This is a genomic window from Aeromonas sp. 1805 (assembly GCF_013085525.1).
Taxonomy (GTDB): domain Bacteria; phylum Pseudomonadota; class Gammaproteobacteria; order Enterobacterales; family Aeromonadaceae; genus Aeromonas; species Aeromonas hydrophila.
The window spans coordinates 4544559-4558553 of sequence record NZ_CP038515.1; the positions used below are offsets into that span (position 1 = coordinate 4544559).

At 55.5% G+C, this 13995-nt stretch carries 19 protein-coding genes; 2 read left to right on the plus strand and 17 right to left on the minus strand.

The genetic code is table 11. The features are described 5' to 3' along the window. Position 1 precedes the first annotated feature (1 nt). The 17 genes from E5E96_RS21090 to sctW form a co-directional block, all read right to left on the minus strand. Entirely contained in the window at positions 2-817 is an 816-nt protein-coding gene (locus tag E5E96_RS21090) for a T3SS regulon anti-activator ExsD domain-containing protein (protein ID WP_171283071.1), read from the minus strand. Between the two features lie 118 nt (positions 818-935). Beyond that, a complete protein-coding gene (locus E5E96_RS21095) occupies positions 936-1751 on the minus strand; it encodes an AraC family transcriptional regulator (RefSeq protein WP_029302727.1) in 816 nt (271 codons plus the stop codon). Between the two features lie 338 nt (positions 1752-2089). Further along, the gene (locus E5E96_RS21100) at positions 2090-2491 is read right to left on the minus strand and encodes a YscW family type III secretion system pilotin (protein WP_171283072.1); all 402 of its coding nucleotides are present in this window, start codon (positions 2489-2491) and stop codon (positions 2090-2092) included. Then, positions 2488-2721, minus strand: coding sequence for a T3SS regulon translocated regulator ExsE family protein (locus tag E5E96_RS21105; RefSeq protein WP_171283073.1), 234 nt, complete (start codon positions 2719-2721; stop codon positions 2488-2490). The genes E5E96_RS21100 and E5E96_RS21105 overlap by 4 nt, the downstream gene beginning before the upstream one ends. Positions 2722-2723: 2 nt before the next feature. After that, positions 2724-3167, minus strand: a complete 444-nt coding sequence (locus E5E96_RS21110; RefSeq protein ID WP_029302724.1) for a type III secretion system chaperone — start codon at positions 3165-3167, stop codon at positions 2724-2726. A 135-nt stretch (positions 3168-3302) separates the two neighbouring features. Then, entirely contained in the window at positions 3303-4202 is a 900-nt protein-coding gene (locus E5E96_RS21115; protein ID WP_171283074.1) for a YopD family type III secretion system translocon subunit, read from the minus strand. Positions 4203-4214: 12 nt separating this feature from the next. Continuing rightward, positions 4215-5258 carry a type III secretion system translocon subunit SctE gene (gene sctE / locus E5E96_RS21120; RefSeq protein WP_171283075.1) on the minus strand — a complete coding sequence of 348 codons (1044 nt, stop codon included), beginning with the start codon at positions 5256-5258 and terminating at the stop codon, positions 4215-4217. Continuing rightward, entirely contained in the window at positions 5239-5736 is a 498-nt protein-coding gene (acrH, locus tag E5E96_RS21125; RefSeq protein WP_029302796.1) for a SycD/LcrH family type III secretion system chaperone AcrH, read from the minus strand. Before acrH ends, sctE begins: the two co-directional genes overlap by 20 nt. Before the next feature lie 15 nt (positions 5737-5751). Then, positions 5752-6855, minus strand: coding sequence for a virulence-associated V antigen (locus E5E96_RS22790; protein ID WP_171283076.1), 1104 nt, complete (start codon positions 6853-6855; stop codon positions 5752-5754). A 9-nt stretch (positions 6856-6864) separates the two neighbouring features. Next, positions 6865-7152, minus strand: coding sequence for an LcrG family type III secretion system chaperone (locus E5E96_RS21135; protein ID WP_171283077.1), 288 nt, complete (start codon positions 7150-7152; stop codon positions 6865-6867). Positions 7153-7191: 39 nt separating this feature from the next. Beyond that, positions 7192-7632, minus strand: a complete 441-nt coding sequence (locus E5E96_RS21140) for an LcrR family type III secretion system chaperone (RefSeq protein WP_171283078.1) — start codon at positions 7630-7632, stop codon at positions 7192-7194. Beyond that, the gene (gene ascV, locus E5E96_RS21145; RefSeq protein WP_301271274.1) at positions 7629-9791 is read right to left on the minus strand and encodes a SctV family type III secretion system export apparatus subunit AscV; all 2163 of its coding nucleotides are present in this window, start codon (positions 9789-9791) and stop codon (positions 7629-7631) included. The genes E5E96_RS21140 and ascV overlap by 4 nt, the downstream gene beginning before the upstream one ends. Then, a complete protein-coding gene (gene ascY / locus E5E96_RS21150) occupies positions 9724-10068 on the minus strand; it encodes a type III secretion system chaperone AscY (RefSeq protein WP_289712083.1) in 345 nt (114 codons plus the stop codon). Before ascY ends, ascV begins: the two co-directional genes overlap by 68 nt. A 2-nt stretch (positions 10069-10070) precedes the next feature. Continuing rightward, entirely contained in the window at positions 10071-10436 is a 366-nt protein-coding gene (gene ascX, locus E5E96_RS21155) for a type III secretion system protein AscX (RefSeq protein ID WP_029302718.1), read from the minus strand. Positions 10437-10515: 79 nt separating this feature from the next. Further along, the gene (gene acr2, locus E5E96_RS21160; RefSeq protein ID WP_171283081.1) at positions 10516-10887 is read right to left on the minus strand and encodes a SycN family type III secretion system chaperone Acr2; all 372 of its coding nucleotides are present in this window, start codon (positions 10885-10887) and stop codon (positions 10516-10518) included. After that, a complete protein-coding gene (locus E5E96_RS21165; protein WP_171283082.1) occupies positions 10884-11165 on the minus strand; it encodes a TyeA family type III secretion system gatekeeper subunit in 282 nt (93 codons plus the stop codon). Before E5E96_RS21165 ends, acr2 begins: the two co-directional genes overlap by 4 nt. Next, positions 11146-12024: a type III secretion system gatekeeper subunit SctW gene (sctW, locus tag E5E96_RS21170; RefSeq protein WP_171283268.1), complete on the minus strand. Its 879-nt coding sequence runs from the start codon at positions 12022-12024 to the stop codon at positions 11146-11148. The genes E5E96_RS21165 and sctW overlap by 20 nt, the downstream gene beginning before the upstream one ends. A gap of 190 nt (positions 12025-12214) precedes the next feature. Here sctW and ascN point away from each other — a divergent pair, with 190 nt between their 5' ends. Together ascN and E5E96_RS21180 are read left to right on the plus strand one after the other, a co-directional pair. Beyond that, positions 12215-13537: a SctN family type III secretion system ATPase AscN gene (gene ascN, locus E5E96_RS21175; protein ID WP_171283083.1), complete on the plus strand. Its 1323-nt coding sequence runs from the start codon at positions 12215-12217 to the stop codon at positions 13535-13537. After that, positions 13534-13995 carry a YscO family type III secretion system apparatus protein gene (locus E5E96_RS21180; RefSeq protein WP_045527223.1) on the plus strand — a complete coding sequence of 154 codons (462 nt, stop codon included), beginning with the start codon at positions 13534-13536 and terminating at the stop codon, positions 13993-13995. The genes ascN and E5E96_RS21180 overlap by 4 nt, the downstream gene beginning before the upstream one ends.

The following is a 13995-nucleotide window of genomic DNA, read 5'->3' on the forward strand; positions in this document are numbered from 1 at the left end:
TCTAGCGGGCCGGAGGCTGCCAGTAGAAGCGGTCCTGAGAAAGGGCCAGCCCTCTTTCAGCAAGCCACTCGTGCAACATCTGAGCAGCTGTGGATTGATGCGGTAACACCTGCAGGGCATGCCAGAATGCCTCCAGCTCGAGAGGTACCGGCATGAGCACAGCCGGGTCACCCTCCTCAGTCTGCTGCCCATACCAGGCAGGCCAAGCCAGATGAAGGCGATCTTCACATTCAGCCTGCAGCTGTTGCAGTTCCTGTTCACGCTGGGTCAGCTGAGCCAGCTGGGCTGCAATCTTGCTCTCAATGCCAGACTGTACATCCACCACCGTCTGCCAGAAGGCGGCCTGAGCATGCAACTGCCGTCGCATGACCTGCAACTGTGCCAGCTCATTGATCCAGCCGGTGTGGAGGGGTTCCTGATGACGGACCCACCAGCGATGCAAGGGATATAACACCCAATGCCATAACTGCGACCGCTCTGCCAGATTGATGCTATCCCCCAGTTGGGCAATCCAGTCACCCCCCTCACCCGCAGCCAACCGCAGGATCCGCTGCAGATCCTGACGTGACACGGCCATGGCGACATCCACGCGGCGCTGAAACCAGACCGATGCCAGCAGACTCTCCAGACGGGTTCTGGGCAGTACCCGCTGCAACAGGTTCATCTGCTGGGCAGTCAATACACCGGCATCCTGATAGCTGAGCACGGACTGCTGGCCAACCAGCTGGTCTTTACAAAGAGACGCTGACTGGACGACAGTGACCCGGCGGCCTGCAAACAGGCCTCGTTTGGGAGATTGGTGATCTTGCTGACTCATGCTATGCCTTGCTCATCTTGCTGCGGGCAATAATGGGATAATGTGTTGATATGCGACCATTCTATCCATTACGCCCTTCCCTGACTTATAAAAAACGTCAGATTATTTTAGTCCGACGTTAATCTTTGCCATGTCTGGCGCGACTTGGCGTACAACCGAAACGGCGGCGATAACTCTGGGTGAAATAGGACTGGCTGGAGAACCCAGCCTCCATCGCAATATCCACTATACTCATCTCGCTATTGAGTAATAACTGATGAGCATAGAGAATACGCCGCTCGCTGATCCAGGCTCGGGGAGACACCCCATAAATAGACCCGAAAAGCTCCTTGAATGTGGTCAAGCCCATGCCAAATTCTTTGGCAAATTCACTGAGTTTCCACTCCATCAAATAATGCTTTTCCATGAAGTGCTGCAACCGTTCAACCTGGCGGTTGCTCAATTGACGCAGAATCGACATCAGTTGCGGGCCGGACTCACCAAAAGCCAATAGAAACAACAGCTCCTCAGTACGTAGCTGAGCTAATGCTGGCGGGTATTCATGTTCGGTCAAGCCACGTAAACCCTGAATACATTGGGTCAATAGTGGCGAGGCACAAAATGGCAACAGACTGGGGGCCATGGCGTCAATTCTGGGCACGTCGCTCAGCAGTGAACCAAAACGTTGCAAGAAACCTTGCAGAAAGGTATTTGAAAGGGGTAACCAAAGCAGGTGGCAAGGTGCTTCACCGGTACAAACCGCATAATTGCCACGGCGTACGAACATCAACTCATTGGCGGATAACTCGTAGGTATCGGTGCAGTCTTGCCAGGTCATGGAGCCTTCCAGCAGGATGTATATTCCCTCCTGTGTATGCTCAATGACGTTAAAAGCAGACATGCACCACTGGAGCTGGGCTATATCGCCCTTCTCTGTGGTTGTAATGCCTTTCATATTTTTCGTTTTCCTGAATCTGCGTGTGGTGCCTGTGACGCCTCAGCAAAGACAGGATTTCTGCTGGGAGTCTTATTATTGGCGTTTTATTTTTAAATTAAGTCATCTCAATGCCGGCAACTAATTAATCACCATTGAAATGAGGGGGAGCATCCTACAACAGCCACACGCAAGAAAACCAGTCACAAATTAGAGTCAATACACTAGTCATGTGTTATTTGGAGATTCAAATTAAGTTACTGTTATATGCTGGGATAGTTTGTTACAAAAAGAAACTTTACCATTGAATCATAAGAGCCATAAACAGCTGATTTCAGTATTGTTTGTGAATAATGTCATTATTGACATAATGGATAGCAAGTCTTGGGCTGCAAATTAATGACGTAACCATCAGGATTAAACGCCTTAAAAACTTTCTGCTGATGACTGGCTTGTACTGCTGAACTGCCGATGAAACGCAATCGCGTACGCAGATATAAGTCACCCTCCGCCATTTGCAAAGGTGTCAGGCGCAGCTCAAATACCAGTGGCAACATGGTCACGTCATATTCCGTTTCCGCCACAGCCAAAGGACGACCATCGATCACGCTCAGCACAGTGACCTCCACCCGGGCCGGGAAAGGCAATCTTCCCGCCAGACGCACCTCTCCTTTTACCTGTGCCAACGCGGGTTTGAACACGGGTGTCGTAACGCAACCACTCAGCGCAGTCAGCAGCACTAGCGCAAGCCATATTCTCATACGACCCTGATCCTGCGAGCGGACAGCGGCAAATGCGCACCCTGCTGCAGACGCTGCAACGCCACTTCCTGAACCCGATCGAGGGTAATGGAACCACGTAACAATACCGACAAGGGCTGCTGAACGCGGGTCATCGGGAGCACATGCATCGCTCGCCCGGCAAAGCTGCCATCTCTTGCTTGGAGCGTGCCTTGCGATACCGTTACCGCTTGCTGTTCCTGTATCTTCATGGCTATACCCGAACTCCCCTCATCTCTTCATGACCATGCTCGACCTCATGCCGTGATTGCAGCAACTCCTGCCAGAACTCGGCATGTTCCAGCATGCTGGCCAGACTCTCTTCGAGGGCTGTCAGTGTCAGTTGACTGGCGGACATCTGACGATATAGCTGTACCGTCAGGCTCTCGTCATCAAAACCGAAGTGCAGATTGAACTGATACCAATGGCGGTTGAAACTGGCCAGCTGACGAAAAATACCTTCGCCAACCTGATGCAATTCGGCGACATCGACCTGCAAAACCAGATGATCCCGTTCTGGCACCAGGATCAGACCCAGCTTTAGCCGGTCATCAAAGCACAATGCTGCAACGCCTTCCTGATTCAAGGCTAAAGATGGCAAGCCATATTTGGTAGCAAACTCAGCAAACAGCTGATTGATGGTGAGGGTTAGATCCATGATGTCCTCCAGCAGAGAGGAGAGGATGTTAGCCTGCCTGTCCCACGCTGGCTGTCACTCAAAGGCGGCTCTTTTAAGAAAAATGATAAAAAAAGCGCCCGGATGGGCGCTTGACATACATTGGTGATGAGGCCGTTATGCCACGCCAAATGCGGCACGCATGGCCTGATTGTGGCTCTGGGCATATTGCTGCATCATCTGAAGCACATCTTTCATGAAGTTGTTGTTGAAGTTCATCAGATCTTCCACTTTTTGCTTCTGCGTCTGGGCAATGCTGGAGCGCACTTCATCTTCCTTGGCATTGGCCTGGGAATAGCCCTGGAAAACCTGGGTGGTGCTATTGCCCATTTGGGCAGATCCTTGCAACACGGTGCCAGCCAGCTGCTGACGCGCATTGTTGGCCTCAAACTTCTTGTTCAGTGTTTTCAAGGCAGCCTTGTCATGCTGGTTCCTGGTCATTAACTCCTGACCAGCATCCCCCATTTCTTGCCCCGTACTCTTCTTCACGTCCGCCATTTTTTGCAGATCTTTCTCTCGACCCGCCATATTGGCGTTCAGTGCCTTGTCCTGTTTGATGGCTTTGGCAGACTTGCTCAAGGAAAAGCCGCCCATGACGGCCGAAGCGACGGTCATCACACCGGATACTACCGCCATGGCGATCATCAGATTGGCGCCATGTCGCATCTCGCTCACCTGATCCTTCTGGGCGGCAATCACAGCCTGATTTTCCATGTCCCGCTGCAACAAGCCCATTTCGCGGGCCTTGCGCGCCATCTCGAACAGCAGGCTCATAATACTGAGAACATTGTCGAGCTCAGACCCCCCCTTGCTCAGCAGGCTCGAATCCAGCCCCTGACGTGGACCAATCAACTCGGGCAACGCTTGACGTTGCGGGGTCGTGTGCACTGTTTTGTGACCTGGCTCATGGGTGGTCCCCTGCCCTGCCAAACCTTCTTTGTTTTCTACCCCCTGCCCATCGGCAGGCGCAACATAGGTGTTACCCGGGATGTGGTTATTCGTATTGATATTGTTCATCTCGCATTCTCCTTAAATGGCTGTCGGTCTGCTGGCAAGGCTGTTGAGCATGGCCCCCTTGGCCGTGATCATCTGGAAAATCATCTCCATTACCTGCTGGAATGATTCCGTCATCTGTGACAAGGCCTCCTTGAGCTTGTCCATCACCCCTTGTAGCTCGGTCATCACCTGCCGATTTTCCAGCAAGTTCGCCTGTTTGATCTGCGCGTCTGCCTGCAACCCGCCATCGACGGCCTTGGCTGTCCCGGTACCAATATCAACTACAAGATCTGCCGCCTGAGTAGCAAATTTGACGGCTTTCATGGCGGTACTGGCGGCACTTGCCCCAAAGGTGACCGCGATAGAAACAATGGCCACTAAGATCTCAGCCGCAATCATGATGGGCCCCAATACCTTCATCGTTTCGGGCGAAATACGGCCATCTGCAGCGGCTTGCTGGATCGCCATATTCGCGACCCCAACGGCACCGCCGACGATCATCATGGCTCCAACGGCGGCCCCTACGCCGGTAGCGATCAAGATGGCACCGATGACCATGGAAGCGATGGCGCTGATCCAGCCAAAGATTTTGGAAGCCAGACCAGACTTCTTGGCCTTGTCGGCAGCCTCGCTGGCTTCCTTCATCTTGGTCTGGTTTTCATCAATTTTTTTCAGATTCTCGGCACGGATCCGCTCGAGATCTGCCAGTTTCAACTTCTTCTGAGTTTGCTCCAGTTCGCTGGTCATCTTGCCCAGCTCAATCTCGAACTCTTCGGGAGACGCAAACGCCAGTTTGTTCAGCAAAGTACTGCTGCCCAGCAGCTTGGCCGCATTGGCGGTCCCCAGCTGTGCCGTCTTCCTCAATTGATCAAGTTCCTGCTGTTGGGATGCACTCACCTGCTGCCTGATACCTGGCATGGGTTGCGGCAACACCACCCCCTGCCCATGTTTTTCGACGTGGCGATGGCTATCCCCGGCAGCCACCTGAGTGGCTTGACTGCTCCCCTTGTTGTCCTCGACCAGAGGGGGTTGCATCCCTCCGATGGAGAGAGGGCGTTCACTGCTTATCGAATGCATGCTCCATATCCTTTTTGGTTTTGACTACTTCCAACATGATGCCGGCACGGGCGGCCAGTTCCGCCAGCTCCGGCTTTGCTGCCGCCAGCAACTGGGCCGAGTGGAAGCCACTCTCGGCCCCCTCGAGTTCTCCCAACTGCAGGAGACACTCGGCGGCATGGAAAGGAAAGCGGGGCTCCTGCAGGTCCATCATGGCGCCATAGCTATAACTGTCGATGGCCAGCCGGAATTGTCCCAGCGCCTGGCGGCAAGCCCCCAGTCCCAGAAAAAAACGCGCTTCGTAATGATCCAGCACGCAGAGGGCCTGAAAAATCTTGTGTGCCTCGTCATGCTTGCCGGCGTGATATTGATTGAAACCCAGGGTATAGAGCTGCTCGAGGGTATCGGTAGATACCTCGTTGAGCATGGCGAGGGTGCCACCATCCTGCAGGAAGGCCTCTACCGCCTGCTCGTTCACTTGGGTCATGTCGTGTTCCATTACTGCTCCTGAAAATTAAATAGCCTGAAGGATCTGCTGCATTACGCTTTCATATTTCTGGATAAAACGATTGAGCGCTTCAATAACCGAGTTATAACGAGAGCTGATATCATTCAGCTCCGTGGTCTTCTGGCCGAGTTTGTCATTGAGAGGTTTGGCCCGATCGCCCACTGTGGTCGCAAAATTGCTCAGTGGATTATTATCTTTTTCATATTTATAGGAATAATTAACGTTGCTCAGGGCGCCCGTATCCTTCTTCGGTGAGATCAGGAAATCTCTAGCCGAGAGGAATACCTGCTTATCATTTTTAAGATCAGCTAGCTCTGTTTGTAATTTAGTACGGTAGTCCTCTGGTGAAAAACCCTGGGCTGTCGCTTCGGCGCGTAATAAAGATTCGTCCTTCAACACTGTCTCTTTTCTCTCGACAGCAATTTCTTTCAGCAGCTGGTACTGAGGGTTATATTGGCCATTGGCATCTTTCTTGGCAAAAGCTTCATGGCTGTCATAACCATAATGCTTGTAATCGAATATATTGACGCCTTTCCTGCCGACCTCTACGGTACCGTTATGCTGCTGCGCCGTACTGATCTCCGTCTGTATGATTGAGTAGCTTCGCAACTCGGCAGTCAACTTGCCCACCTCGTGTTTGAGCGTATCCCGCTTGCTGCTGTGGCTGCCCATGGCATCGAGCATAGCTCCGATGACATCATCATCGATGCGATCGGGGGTCAGGGAAAAGTGGGTGGCAGCCAAGAACTCTCGCAGGGTAAATCTCGTCTTGCCAGCGGCAGCAGCCTCATTAATTAACTTATGAAGCTGCTCAAATCCGGCTTTTATCTGAAGATCGTATTGTCCGCCCGGATTCTTCGAGTCGGCAGGCATAAAATAGGCGAGTACTTTTTTCAACAGCACCTCATTTTCGGTGACGACTTTGTCGGCAAAAGGATTGCTGTCTATTTTCTTGTCGTAGGTGGCGGTAATGATTATTTTCTTCTCTTGAAGAAGTTTGACTAGCGCATCCAATGCCGACGAGCTGCCGCCTTGCAGCTGATTAAGTTCAACCTTTCCAAGATCCGACAGAAACAATTGGGGATCTTTTTTGTACGAGCTAATTTCCATCGCTATATCCTATATGACCAAACCGCGCATCATGGCCGGGCGTCTGGGACGGGCCCCACTGTTTTTTTCCTGTGGGGAGTGTTGACGACGTCTATGCAGCTCCCCCAGCAACTCCTGTTCAGCCTGTGACTTTTGTGCCGCCGACCCTTCCGCAAACAACAAGTGGGTTATTTGTGGGCTGATACCGAGGGAATCCCACATTTCATTCAACAAGGCGGCACGCTGCTCACTGTCTTTTATGGCCAGCTCAGCTTGCGCAATCGTTGCCTCATTGCTATTGCCCGGGCGTTCTTTCATCTTGCCTCCCATTTTAATTTTGCGTGCCGTCCCTTCCTATCAAGGGAGGTCGCTGTTTTGTTGTTTTCTCATGGATGTCAACGAGATAACTTTTGCAACATCGAGTGAAAACCAACCTGGCTGCGGCTCACTTGCCCCGGCCCAACAACGGTAAAAACGGGATAGCCGGTCACTGCTCAGGGGACTGCTCCCCAACACACAGACATTGCCATACAGCACATAACCGCTCCCCAAGACGGAAAAACCGGCTCGGGCCAAAAGATAAAGGGCGGCGAATGGATTACTGAGTCCTGCTCGTTCATGCACTCTCTCAATAAATACAATCCAGATACGCCGCTCTGACGCCTCGACACGCCAGGCAACCCGCAGCCCCGCATGCTCAAACACATGACCAAGCGGGATAGGCGTTCTGCACAGGGTATGCACGGCGCAGGCAATCCCTCTTTCTGCAAACCAGGGCAACAAGGGATCCTGCGTCATAGACCCACTCTCCCCAGCGGCTGAATGTTGATCTGCTGAGTCAACTCCTGATAGGAGAGTACCGGCAGCGCATGGTAATCACCTTCGATGAGCTTGCGCACATAGCGGCGAATATCCATGGAGACGATGAGCACCGGCTTGTTCTGCATCTGGGTCAGGTCTCCTACCGTATGGCGCACCTGTTCCAGAAAGCTCTGGGTAATAGTGGGGTCGAGCGCCAGGTAACTGCCCGCGCTGGTTTGACGAACACCGCCACGGATCTGCTCCTCCACCTGCTGATCAAGCAGATAAGCAGGCAGAATGTTGTTGCCGTTGGCGTACTTGTAGCAGATGTAGCGTTTGAGGCTGCTGCGGATATATTCGGTGAGCTGCACCACATCCTTCTCCTTCTGGCCCCATTCAACCATGGCCTCCAGAATCGCACGCATGTTGCGGATGGAGATGTCCTCCCCCACTAGCCGTTGCAATATTTCAGTCATGCGCTGCAACGGGATGATCCGCTGAGCCTCTTTCACCAACTCTCCATAGCTCCCCTCCATCTGCTCCAGCAGATAGCGGGTCTCCTGAATACCGATAAAGTCCTCGGCATACTCACGCAGCACATGGGATAGGTGCCAGGTCACCACCTGATCGGGGGTCAGAGCAGCAAGGCGCATCTTCTCGATCCGCTCCTGATGCTCCTTGGCCACCCACAGGGTGGGCTGCCCCGGCAACAGCGGAGTGTCCTCTTCATAGGGGATCCCCAATAGCTCAAGCTGAGAGGCATTCTCCTGTACCAGCAGATAGCCCGGTCTTAGCAGGCCACGGGCTACCGGCACCTCCTGCAGCTGGATCAGATATTCACCAGCACCCACACCTTCGTTGAATCGCAAGTGGATCCCAGGAAAAGGCACCCCCAGATCGAGGTAGAGAGCCCGCCTCACCCGCACCAGCTCATCGTTGAGGGCGATGGCCTCCAGCTCAGCTTGCAGGGCGGCGTCCACATCGATCAGCAGAGGAACCGTCATGGCAAACTCTTCCTTTTCACCGAGCTTGCCGCGGGGTTTACCACCGGCCTTGGGTTTGCTGCGAGCCGCCGGGGCCCCAGCACCTTGCGCCAGGACAGTGGGCAAATCCTGATTGCTGGTCTGCGCGTTACGCTGGCGCAATCCGATAAAGTAGCCACCAGCGGTCACGACGGCGGCCAGGGTGAAGAAGGTCACCATTGGGAAGCCAGGGATCAGACCAAACAGCACCAGCAGCACACCACCGATCAGCATCGCCTTGGGCTGGGCCACCACCTGGGCACCGATGTCGGAACCGAGATCGGCCGACTCTTCGGAAGAAACCCGGGTCACGATAATGCCCGCCGTGATGGCGATAAGCAGCGCCGGCACCTGGGAGACCATGCCGTCCCCTACCGTCAGGATGGAGTAGAGCTGCAACGCATCGGCCGCCGACAACCCCTTTTGGGTCACCCCTATGGTGACCCCACCAAGGATGTTGACAAAGATGATGATGAGGCCCGCGATGGCGTCCCCCTTCACAAACTTCATGGCGCCATCCATGGAGCCAAACATCTGGCTCTCCTTCTCGATAACGCTGCGCCGCTCCCGCGCCTCATGAACGTCGATCACCCCGGCACGCATGTCGCCGTCGATACTCATCTGCTTGCCGGGCATGGCATCGAGGGAGAAGCGGGCGCTAACCTCCGCTACCCGCTCCGAGCCTTTGGTGATCACCAGAAACTGGACGATGGTGATGATGAGGAAGATGACGATCCCCACTACCAGATTGCCCCCTACCACGAAGTTGCCGAAGGTGTAGACGATCTGGCCGGCATCGGCCTGCAGCAAGATCATTCGGGTAGTACTCACCGAGAGGGCGAGCCGGAACAGGGTGGTGATCAGCAACACCGCCGGAAAGGCGGAGAATTGCAATGGTGAGTTGATATAGACCGCCATCATCAGCAGCACCACCGAGATGGTCATGTTGATGGCAATGAGAATATCGAGCGCCACCGGCGGCAACGGCAGTACCATCATGAAGACGATGGCAAGCAGCAATACCGCCAGCATGATGTCCTTGCGCTCGCCAATCCGGCGCAGCAGCTCAAGGGTGCGTTGATTCATTCTGCTCTTCCAGTTCGAGATAGTATTGATAGGCAAAACGGGCTTCATCGAGTCGCCCTGCCAGCTGGCAGGCTCGGCTGCGACAGAGCCATAAAGCCTGGTCGGTCACGCCTTTTGAGACCAGATAATCGACATGAGCCAGTGCCTCCTCTCCTTTGCCCAGCTTGAGCAAGGCCACCAACAGCGTACGTCGCCCACTCTCATGTCCTGGATGGAGCTGCAACAGAGCCGTCAACAGGGTACGGGCACGATCAGGGTGGCCGTACTGCAAATGCAGCCAGCCGGTGAGCAACAACAGATCCTGTTGCTGTGACGAAAGGGTCATGGTCATACCTTGTGCAACAGATGAAGCGTCATCTGCATCAGTTGTTCATCTTCATGCATCTGTTCGAGCAATACCGACGCCGCCATGAGCTCATCCGTTCCCCCCTCTTTCAATAGGGCTCGCAACCCCTGCATCGCCAGGGTGAAATCCCGTGGCCGCAGCAAATCGTGAAAGCCGTGGGCGGGAGCAGCAAAGTCCAGCAGTGCTCGTTCTGCCAGGCGTTCGGGATAGAGCCGGTTGATGTGAGGTTCGATGGACTGTCCATCAGGCAACAGGGCGTAGCGTCCGGGCAAGCTCTGCTCTTGCTCATCCAGAGTGAGGGCGCTGAGCTGCTCGATGCCGATATGGGCGGCAGTAATACGGCTCATCGTCTCCATCCCTTGCGAAAGAGCTCAGTGATCTCGTCAAAGCAGGCGATTGCTGGATGACAGGCTGTCGTGATCCAGCTCATGGTGCCAGGGCCTCTCGTTGCAGTTGCGTCAGGGTTCTCAGCGCCTGATGCAGCAGCGGCAGAGTGATCGCTCGCTCATCCAGCGTGACAAACAAAAGCAGTTGATCCTCACCTAGCCAACCACAACGCACTGGCAAAACGGGAGCCTGCGCCGCAGCGGTAAGGGTCATCGCATGGTGAATGGCATCCGCACTCTGATGCCACGGCACTCGGCGAGCCAACCAGAGGGTGAGCCGTCCCTGGTGACGCTCCAGTTGCAACGTACCGCTCTGTTCCAGCTCCAGCTGGATCAGGTGGTGAGGATGCTCTCCAATGGGAATGCCCAGATCCTGGCAAAACTGTACCAGCTGAGGTTCAATCCAGTTCATGACGGGTCTCCAGACAATTCATCCTCTTCCCGCTCGATGGCGTTATCGAGCGCCCCCTGACAACATTGCAACAGGTTTTGACGCTGCTCTTCCTCACTGAACAGCTCGATCGGCAACAAACGGATCAATCGCTTGAGCTCCTGATAGAGCTGCACCTGCTGCCGGGTATCCGCCAATTCCAGTGCAGTCCCGACCTGCTCTACATCCCGAACCGTTGCCCAGCGCGTCTCCACCAATGCAATCAGATCGCCCATCAGATCAGAAGGCCCGTATGCCATGGGCCGCCCCCTCCTTCACCCGCTGCCACAGCTCATCTACCTGAGCCGAGAGGGTATTGAGCAACCGCAGCTTGTGCATGTCGCTCATCACCCGTTCCAACTTGACCGGATCGAGCCAGCGCTGCTGTGAGTCGAGATCAGCACTGAGTGCCTTCATCATGAAACCGGTCACCTTTTCCAAAGAACCGTTGCCAAAACGATGGTGAATATCACGCCACGCGCTGGAGAGGGCTCGATAGTCCTGCACCGCATCACGATAGAGGTCCCGCAGTGCCTGCTCACTCCCCACACCTTGCCTGGCAGCTTCGGCTGCCGGGCCCGTGATGCGCGCGCCAAGTACGATGGCAGTTCCCTGCTCATCAGCCAGCTTGGCCAGCGCCTGTTCAATGAGATTGAGGGTGCCCTGCATCTCGGGGCGTCCCGCCAGGTTTTTTCGCGCCTGGCAAAGCGCTTCAAACTGCTCGCTAACCTCCCCGGAATAGCTCTCCAGGTAGGCCAGAAGTTGCGATAGATTGGCCAGTCGCCCGCTGCCAAGATGACTCACCATTTCCTTTATCTTCTGCTGGCGTTCAAGCTCGGGAACCTTGTCCAGGTACTCCCCCACCAGTGCCTCGATCTCGCTGATCCGGGCATGGCTGTCACTCAGCTTGCGTTTGGACAGGGATAATTCGGCTCGTTCGGAAAAGGCAAACGTGAGCTCTTCAGCCGCATCAGCCAGGGATTGGGATGCAGGCACCAGGGCGACCCGCTCGCCCTGAAATTGCCCTCTCTGCAAAGCGGGTTGCCGGGACACCTCCTCTGCCGCGCGCCCTTCAGGCTGGGCGGCAGAGAGGTAGGGGTTGCTCTGGATAATGGCCATGGAAACTCCCGTGATGAATGGATTGACGAGGATTGCATTATAAAAATCACCGTTCCTCACCTATGCCAAAATCAGCCGTGAATTTTTAGCCCTCTCCCAACTGTTTTCTAAAAAGTCCCGACTCGCGCTGAAATCCAGCTCTGGCCGCCATCACTTATAGTGCTCACCGTTTTTACTGGTGTTGCTTCCTATGAACCTTTCCTTCGACCACATTGCAGGCCAACTGCGTCACGCCATTGACGACGCTCGGTTGATCCAGATCCGTGGCCGTGTCACCCAGGTGACCGGGACCCTGCTGAAAGCCGTGGTCCCCGGCGTTCGCATCGGCGAGTTGTGCCATCTGCGCAACCCGGACAACACCCTCTCCTTGCAAGCAGAAGTGATCGGATTTGCCCAGCATCAGGCGCTGCTCACCCCCCTTGGCGAGATGTTCGGCATCTCCTCCAACACCGAGGTGAGCCCTACCGGCGCCATGCATCAGGTCGGAGTGGGCGAGCATTTGCTGGGCCAGGTATTGGACGGGCTTGGCAATCCTTTTGCCGGCGGACACCTGCCAGAGCCAGCCGCCTGGTATCCGGTCTATCGGGATGCTCCTCCTCCCATGAGCCGAAAACGGATCGCACAACCCATTTCGCTGGGTATTCGCGCCATCGATGGTCTGCTGACCTGTGGCGAGGGACAGCGGATGGGGATCTTCGCTGCAGCCGGTGGCGGCAAGAGCACCCTGTTGGCTTCGCTTATTCGCAGCGCCGAAGTGGATGTCACCGTGCTTGCCCTCATCGGCGAACGTGGCCGGGAAGTGCGGGAGTTTATCGAGGCGGATCTGGGAGAAGAGGGGTTAAAAAAGGCCGTGCTGGTGGTGGCAACCTCTGATCGCCCCGCCATGGAGCGCGCCAAAGCCGGCTTTGTCGCCACTTCTATCGCTGAATACTTCCGGGATCAGGGCAAACGCGTGCTGCTGTTGATGGATTCCGTCACCCGCTTCGCCCGTGCCCAGCGTGAGATTGGCCTGGCCGCCGGTGAACCGCCAACCCGCCGCGGCTACCCGCCGTCGGTGTTTGCCGCCCTGCCCCGTCTGATGGAACGGGCAGGCCAGTCGGACAAAGGTTCCATCACCGCTCTTTATACCGTGCTGGTGGAAGGTGATGACATGACCGAGCCGGTGGCCGATGAGACCCGCTCCATCCTCGATGGCCACATCATCCTCTCGCGCAAGCTGGCGGCCGCCAATCACTACCCGGCTATAGACGTACTGCGCTCCGCCAGTCGGGTCATGAACCAGATCATCGAGCCTGAGCATCAGGCACAGGCCAGTCGCCTGCGCAGCTGGCTGGCCAAGTACGAAGAGGTCGAACTGCTGCTGCAGATCGGCGAATACCAGAAGGGGCAAGACAAGGTGGCCGACGAGGCAATCGCCCGCATTGAAGCGATCCGCCAGTGGCTCAAACAAGGCACCCATGAACCGAGCTCGCAGCCCGAAGCGCTCGCTACCCTGGAGGCGTTGACCCGATGATCAGACGTCTGCAACAGATAAAACAGTTGCGGCTGGAGCGGGCCGAGCAGCAGCTCGCCGCCCAGCAGGCCAAATTGCAGCAGGCCCATGCCCGGCAACGAGAGGCACAGCAGGAGTGCCTTGACTACCGTCAGTGGCGCCTCGTCGAAGAAGATCGTCTGTTTGCCCTCTGTCAGGCAGAGCAGCTTGATCGCAAAGGACTCAAAGAGTGGCAACAGCAGGTCGCCCTGCTGCGAGAACAAGAAGCCCACCTTGAACAGCTGGCCGCCGAGCAGGGCGAGCGGGTAGCCGAAGAGCGCACCCGACTACAGGCATGCCAGCTAGCGGTGCACCGAGCCCGCCAGCAGCAGGAAAAGTTTGCCGAATTACACCGGCAGGAGCTGACAGCCCAACAAGCCCTGCACGACTACAACGAAGAGCAGGAACAGGAAGAGTTCCGCCAGCAGATCAGGATGTGA

Coding starts and splice junctions, on each gene's coding strand:
- E5E96_RS21090 (WP_171283071.1), bottom strand. CDS start 817: ATGAGTCAGCAAGATCACCAATCTCCCAAACGAGGCCTGTTTGCAGGC.
- E5E96_RS21095 (WP_029302727.1), bottom strand. CDS start 1,751: ATGAAAGGCATTACAACCACAGAGAAGGGCGATATAGCCCAGCTCCAG.
- E5E96_RS21100 (WP_171283072.1), bottom strand. CDS start 2,491: ATGAGAATATGGCTTGCGCTAGTGCTGCTGACTGCGCTGAGTGGTTGC.
- E5E96_RS21105 (WP_171283073.1), bottom strand. CDS start 2,721: ATGAAGATACAGGAACAGCAAGCGGTAACGGTATCGCAAGGCACGCTC.
- E5E96_RS21110 (WP_029302724.1), bottom strand. CDS start 3,167: ATGGATCTAACCCTCACCATCAATCAGCTGTTTGCTGAGTTTGCTACC.
- E5E96_RS21115 (WP_171283074.1), bottom strand. CDS start 4,202: ATGAACAATATCAATACGAATAACCACATCCCGGGTAACACCTATGTT.
- sctE (WP_171283075.1), bottom strand. CDS start 5,258: ATGCATTCGATAAGCAGTGAACGCCCTCTCTCCATCGGAGGGATGCAA.
- acrH (WP_029302796.1), bottom strand. CDS start 5,736: ATGGAACACGACATGACCCAAGTGAACGAGCAGGCGGTAGAGGCCTTC.
- E5E96_RS22790 (WP_171283076.1), bottom strand. CDS start 6,855: ATGGAAATTAGCTCGTACAAAAAAGATCCCCAATTGTTTCTGTCGGAT.
- E5E96_RS21135 (WP_171283077.1), bottom strand. CDS start 7,152: ATGAAAGAACGCCCGGGCAATAGCAATGAGGCAACGATTGCGCAAGCT.
- E5E96_RS21140 (WP_171283078.1), bottom strand. CDS start 7,632: ATGACGCAGGATCCCTTGTTGCCCTGGTTTGCAGAAAGAGGGATTGCC.
- ascV (WP_301271274.1), bottom strand. CDS start 9,791: ATGAAGCCCGTTTTGCCTATCAATACTATCTCGAACTGGAAGAGCAGA.
- ascY (WP_289712083.1), bottom strand. CDS start 10,068: ATGACCCTTTCGTCACAGCAACAGGATCTGTTGTTGCTCACCGGCTGG.
- ascX (WP_029302718.1), bottom strand. CDS start 10,436: ATGAGCCGTATTACTGCCGCCCATATCGGCATCGAGCAGCTCAGCGCC.
- acr2 (WP_171283081.1), bottom strand. CDS start 10,887: ATGAACTGGATTGAACCTCAGCTGGTACAGTTTTGCCAGGATCTGGGC.
- E5E96_RS21165 (WP_171283082.1), bottom strand. CDS start 11,165: ATGGCATACGGGCCTTCTGATCTGATGGGCGATCTGATTGCATTGGTG.
- sctW (WP_171283268.1), bottom strand. CDS start 12,024: ATGGCCATTATCCAGAGCAACCCCTACCTCTCTGCCGCCCAGCCTGAA.
- ascN (WP_171283083.1), top strand. CDS start 12,215: ATGAACCTTTCCTTCGACCACATTGCAGGCCAACTGCGTCACGCCATT.
- E5E96_RS21180 (WP_045527223.1), top strand. CDS start 13,534: ATGATCAGACGTCTGCAACAGATAAAACAGTTGCGGCTGGAGCGGGCC.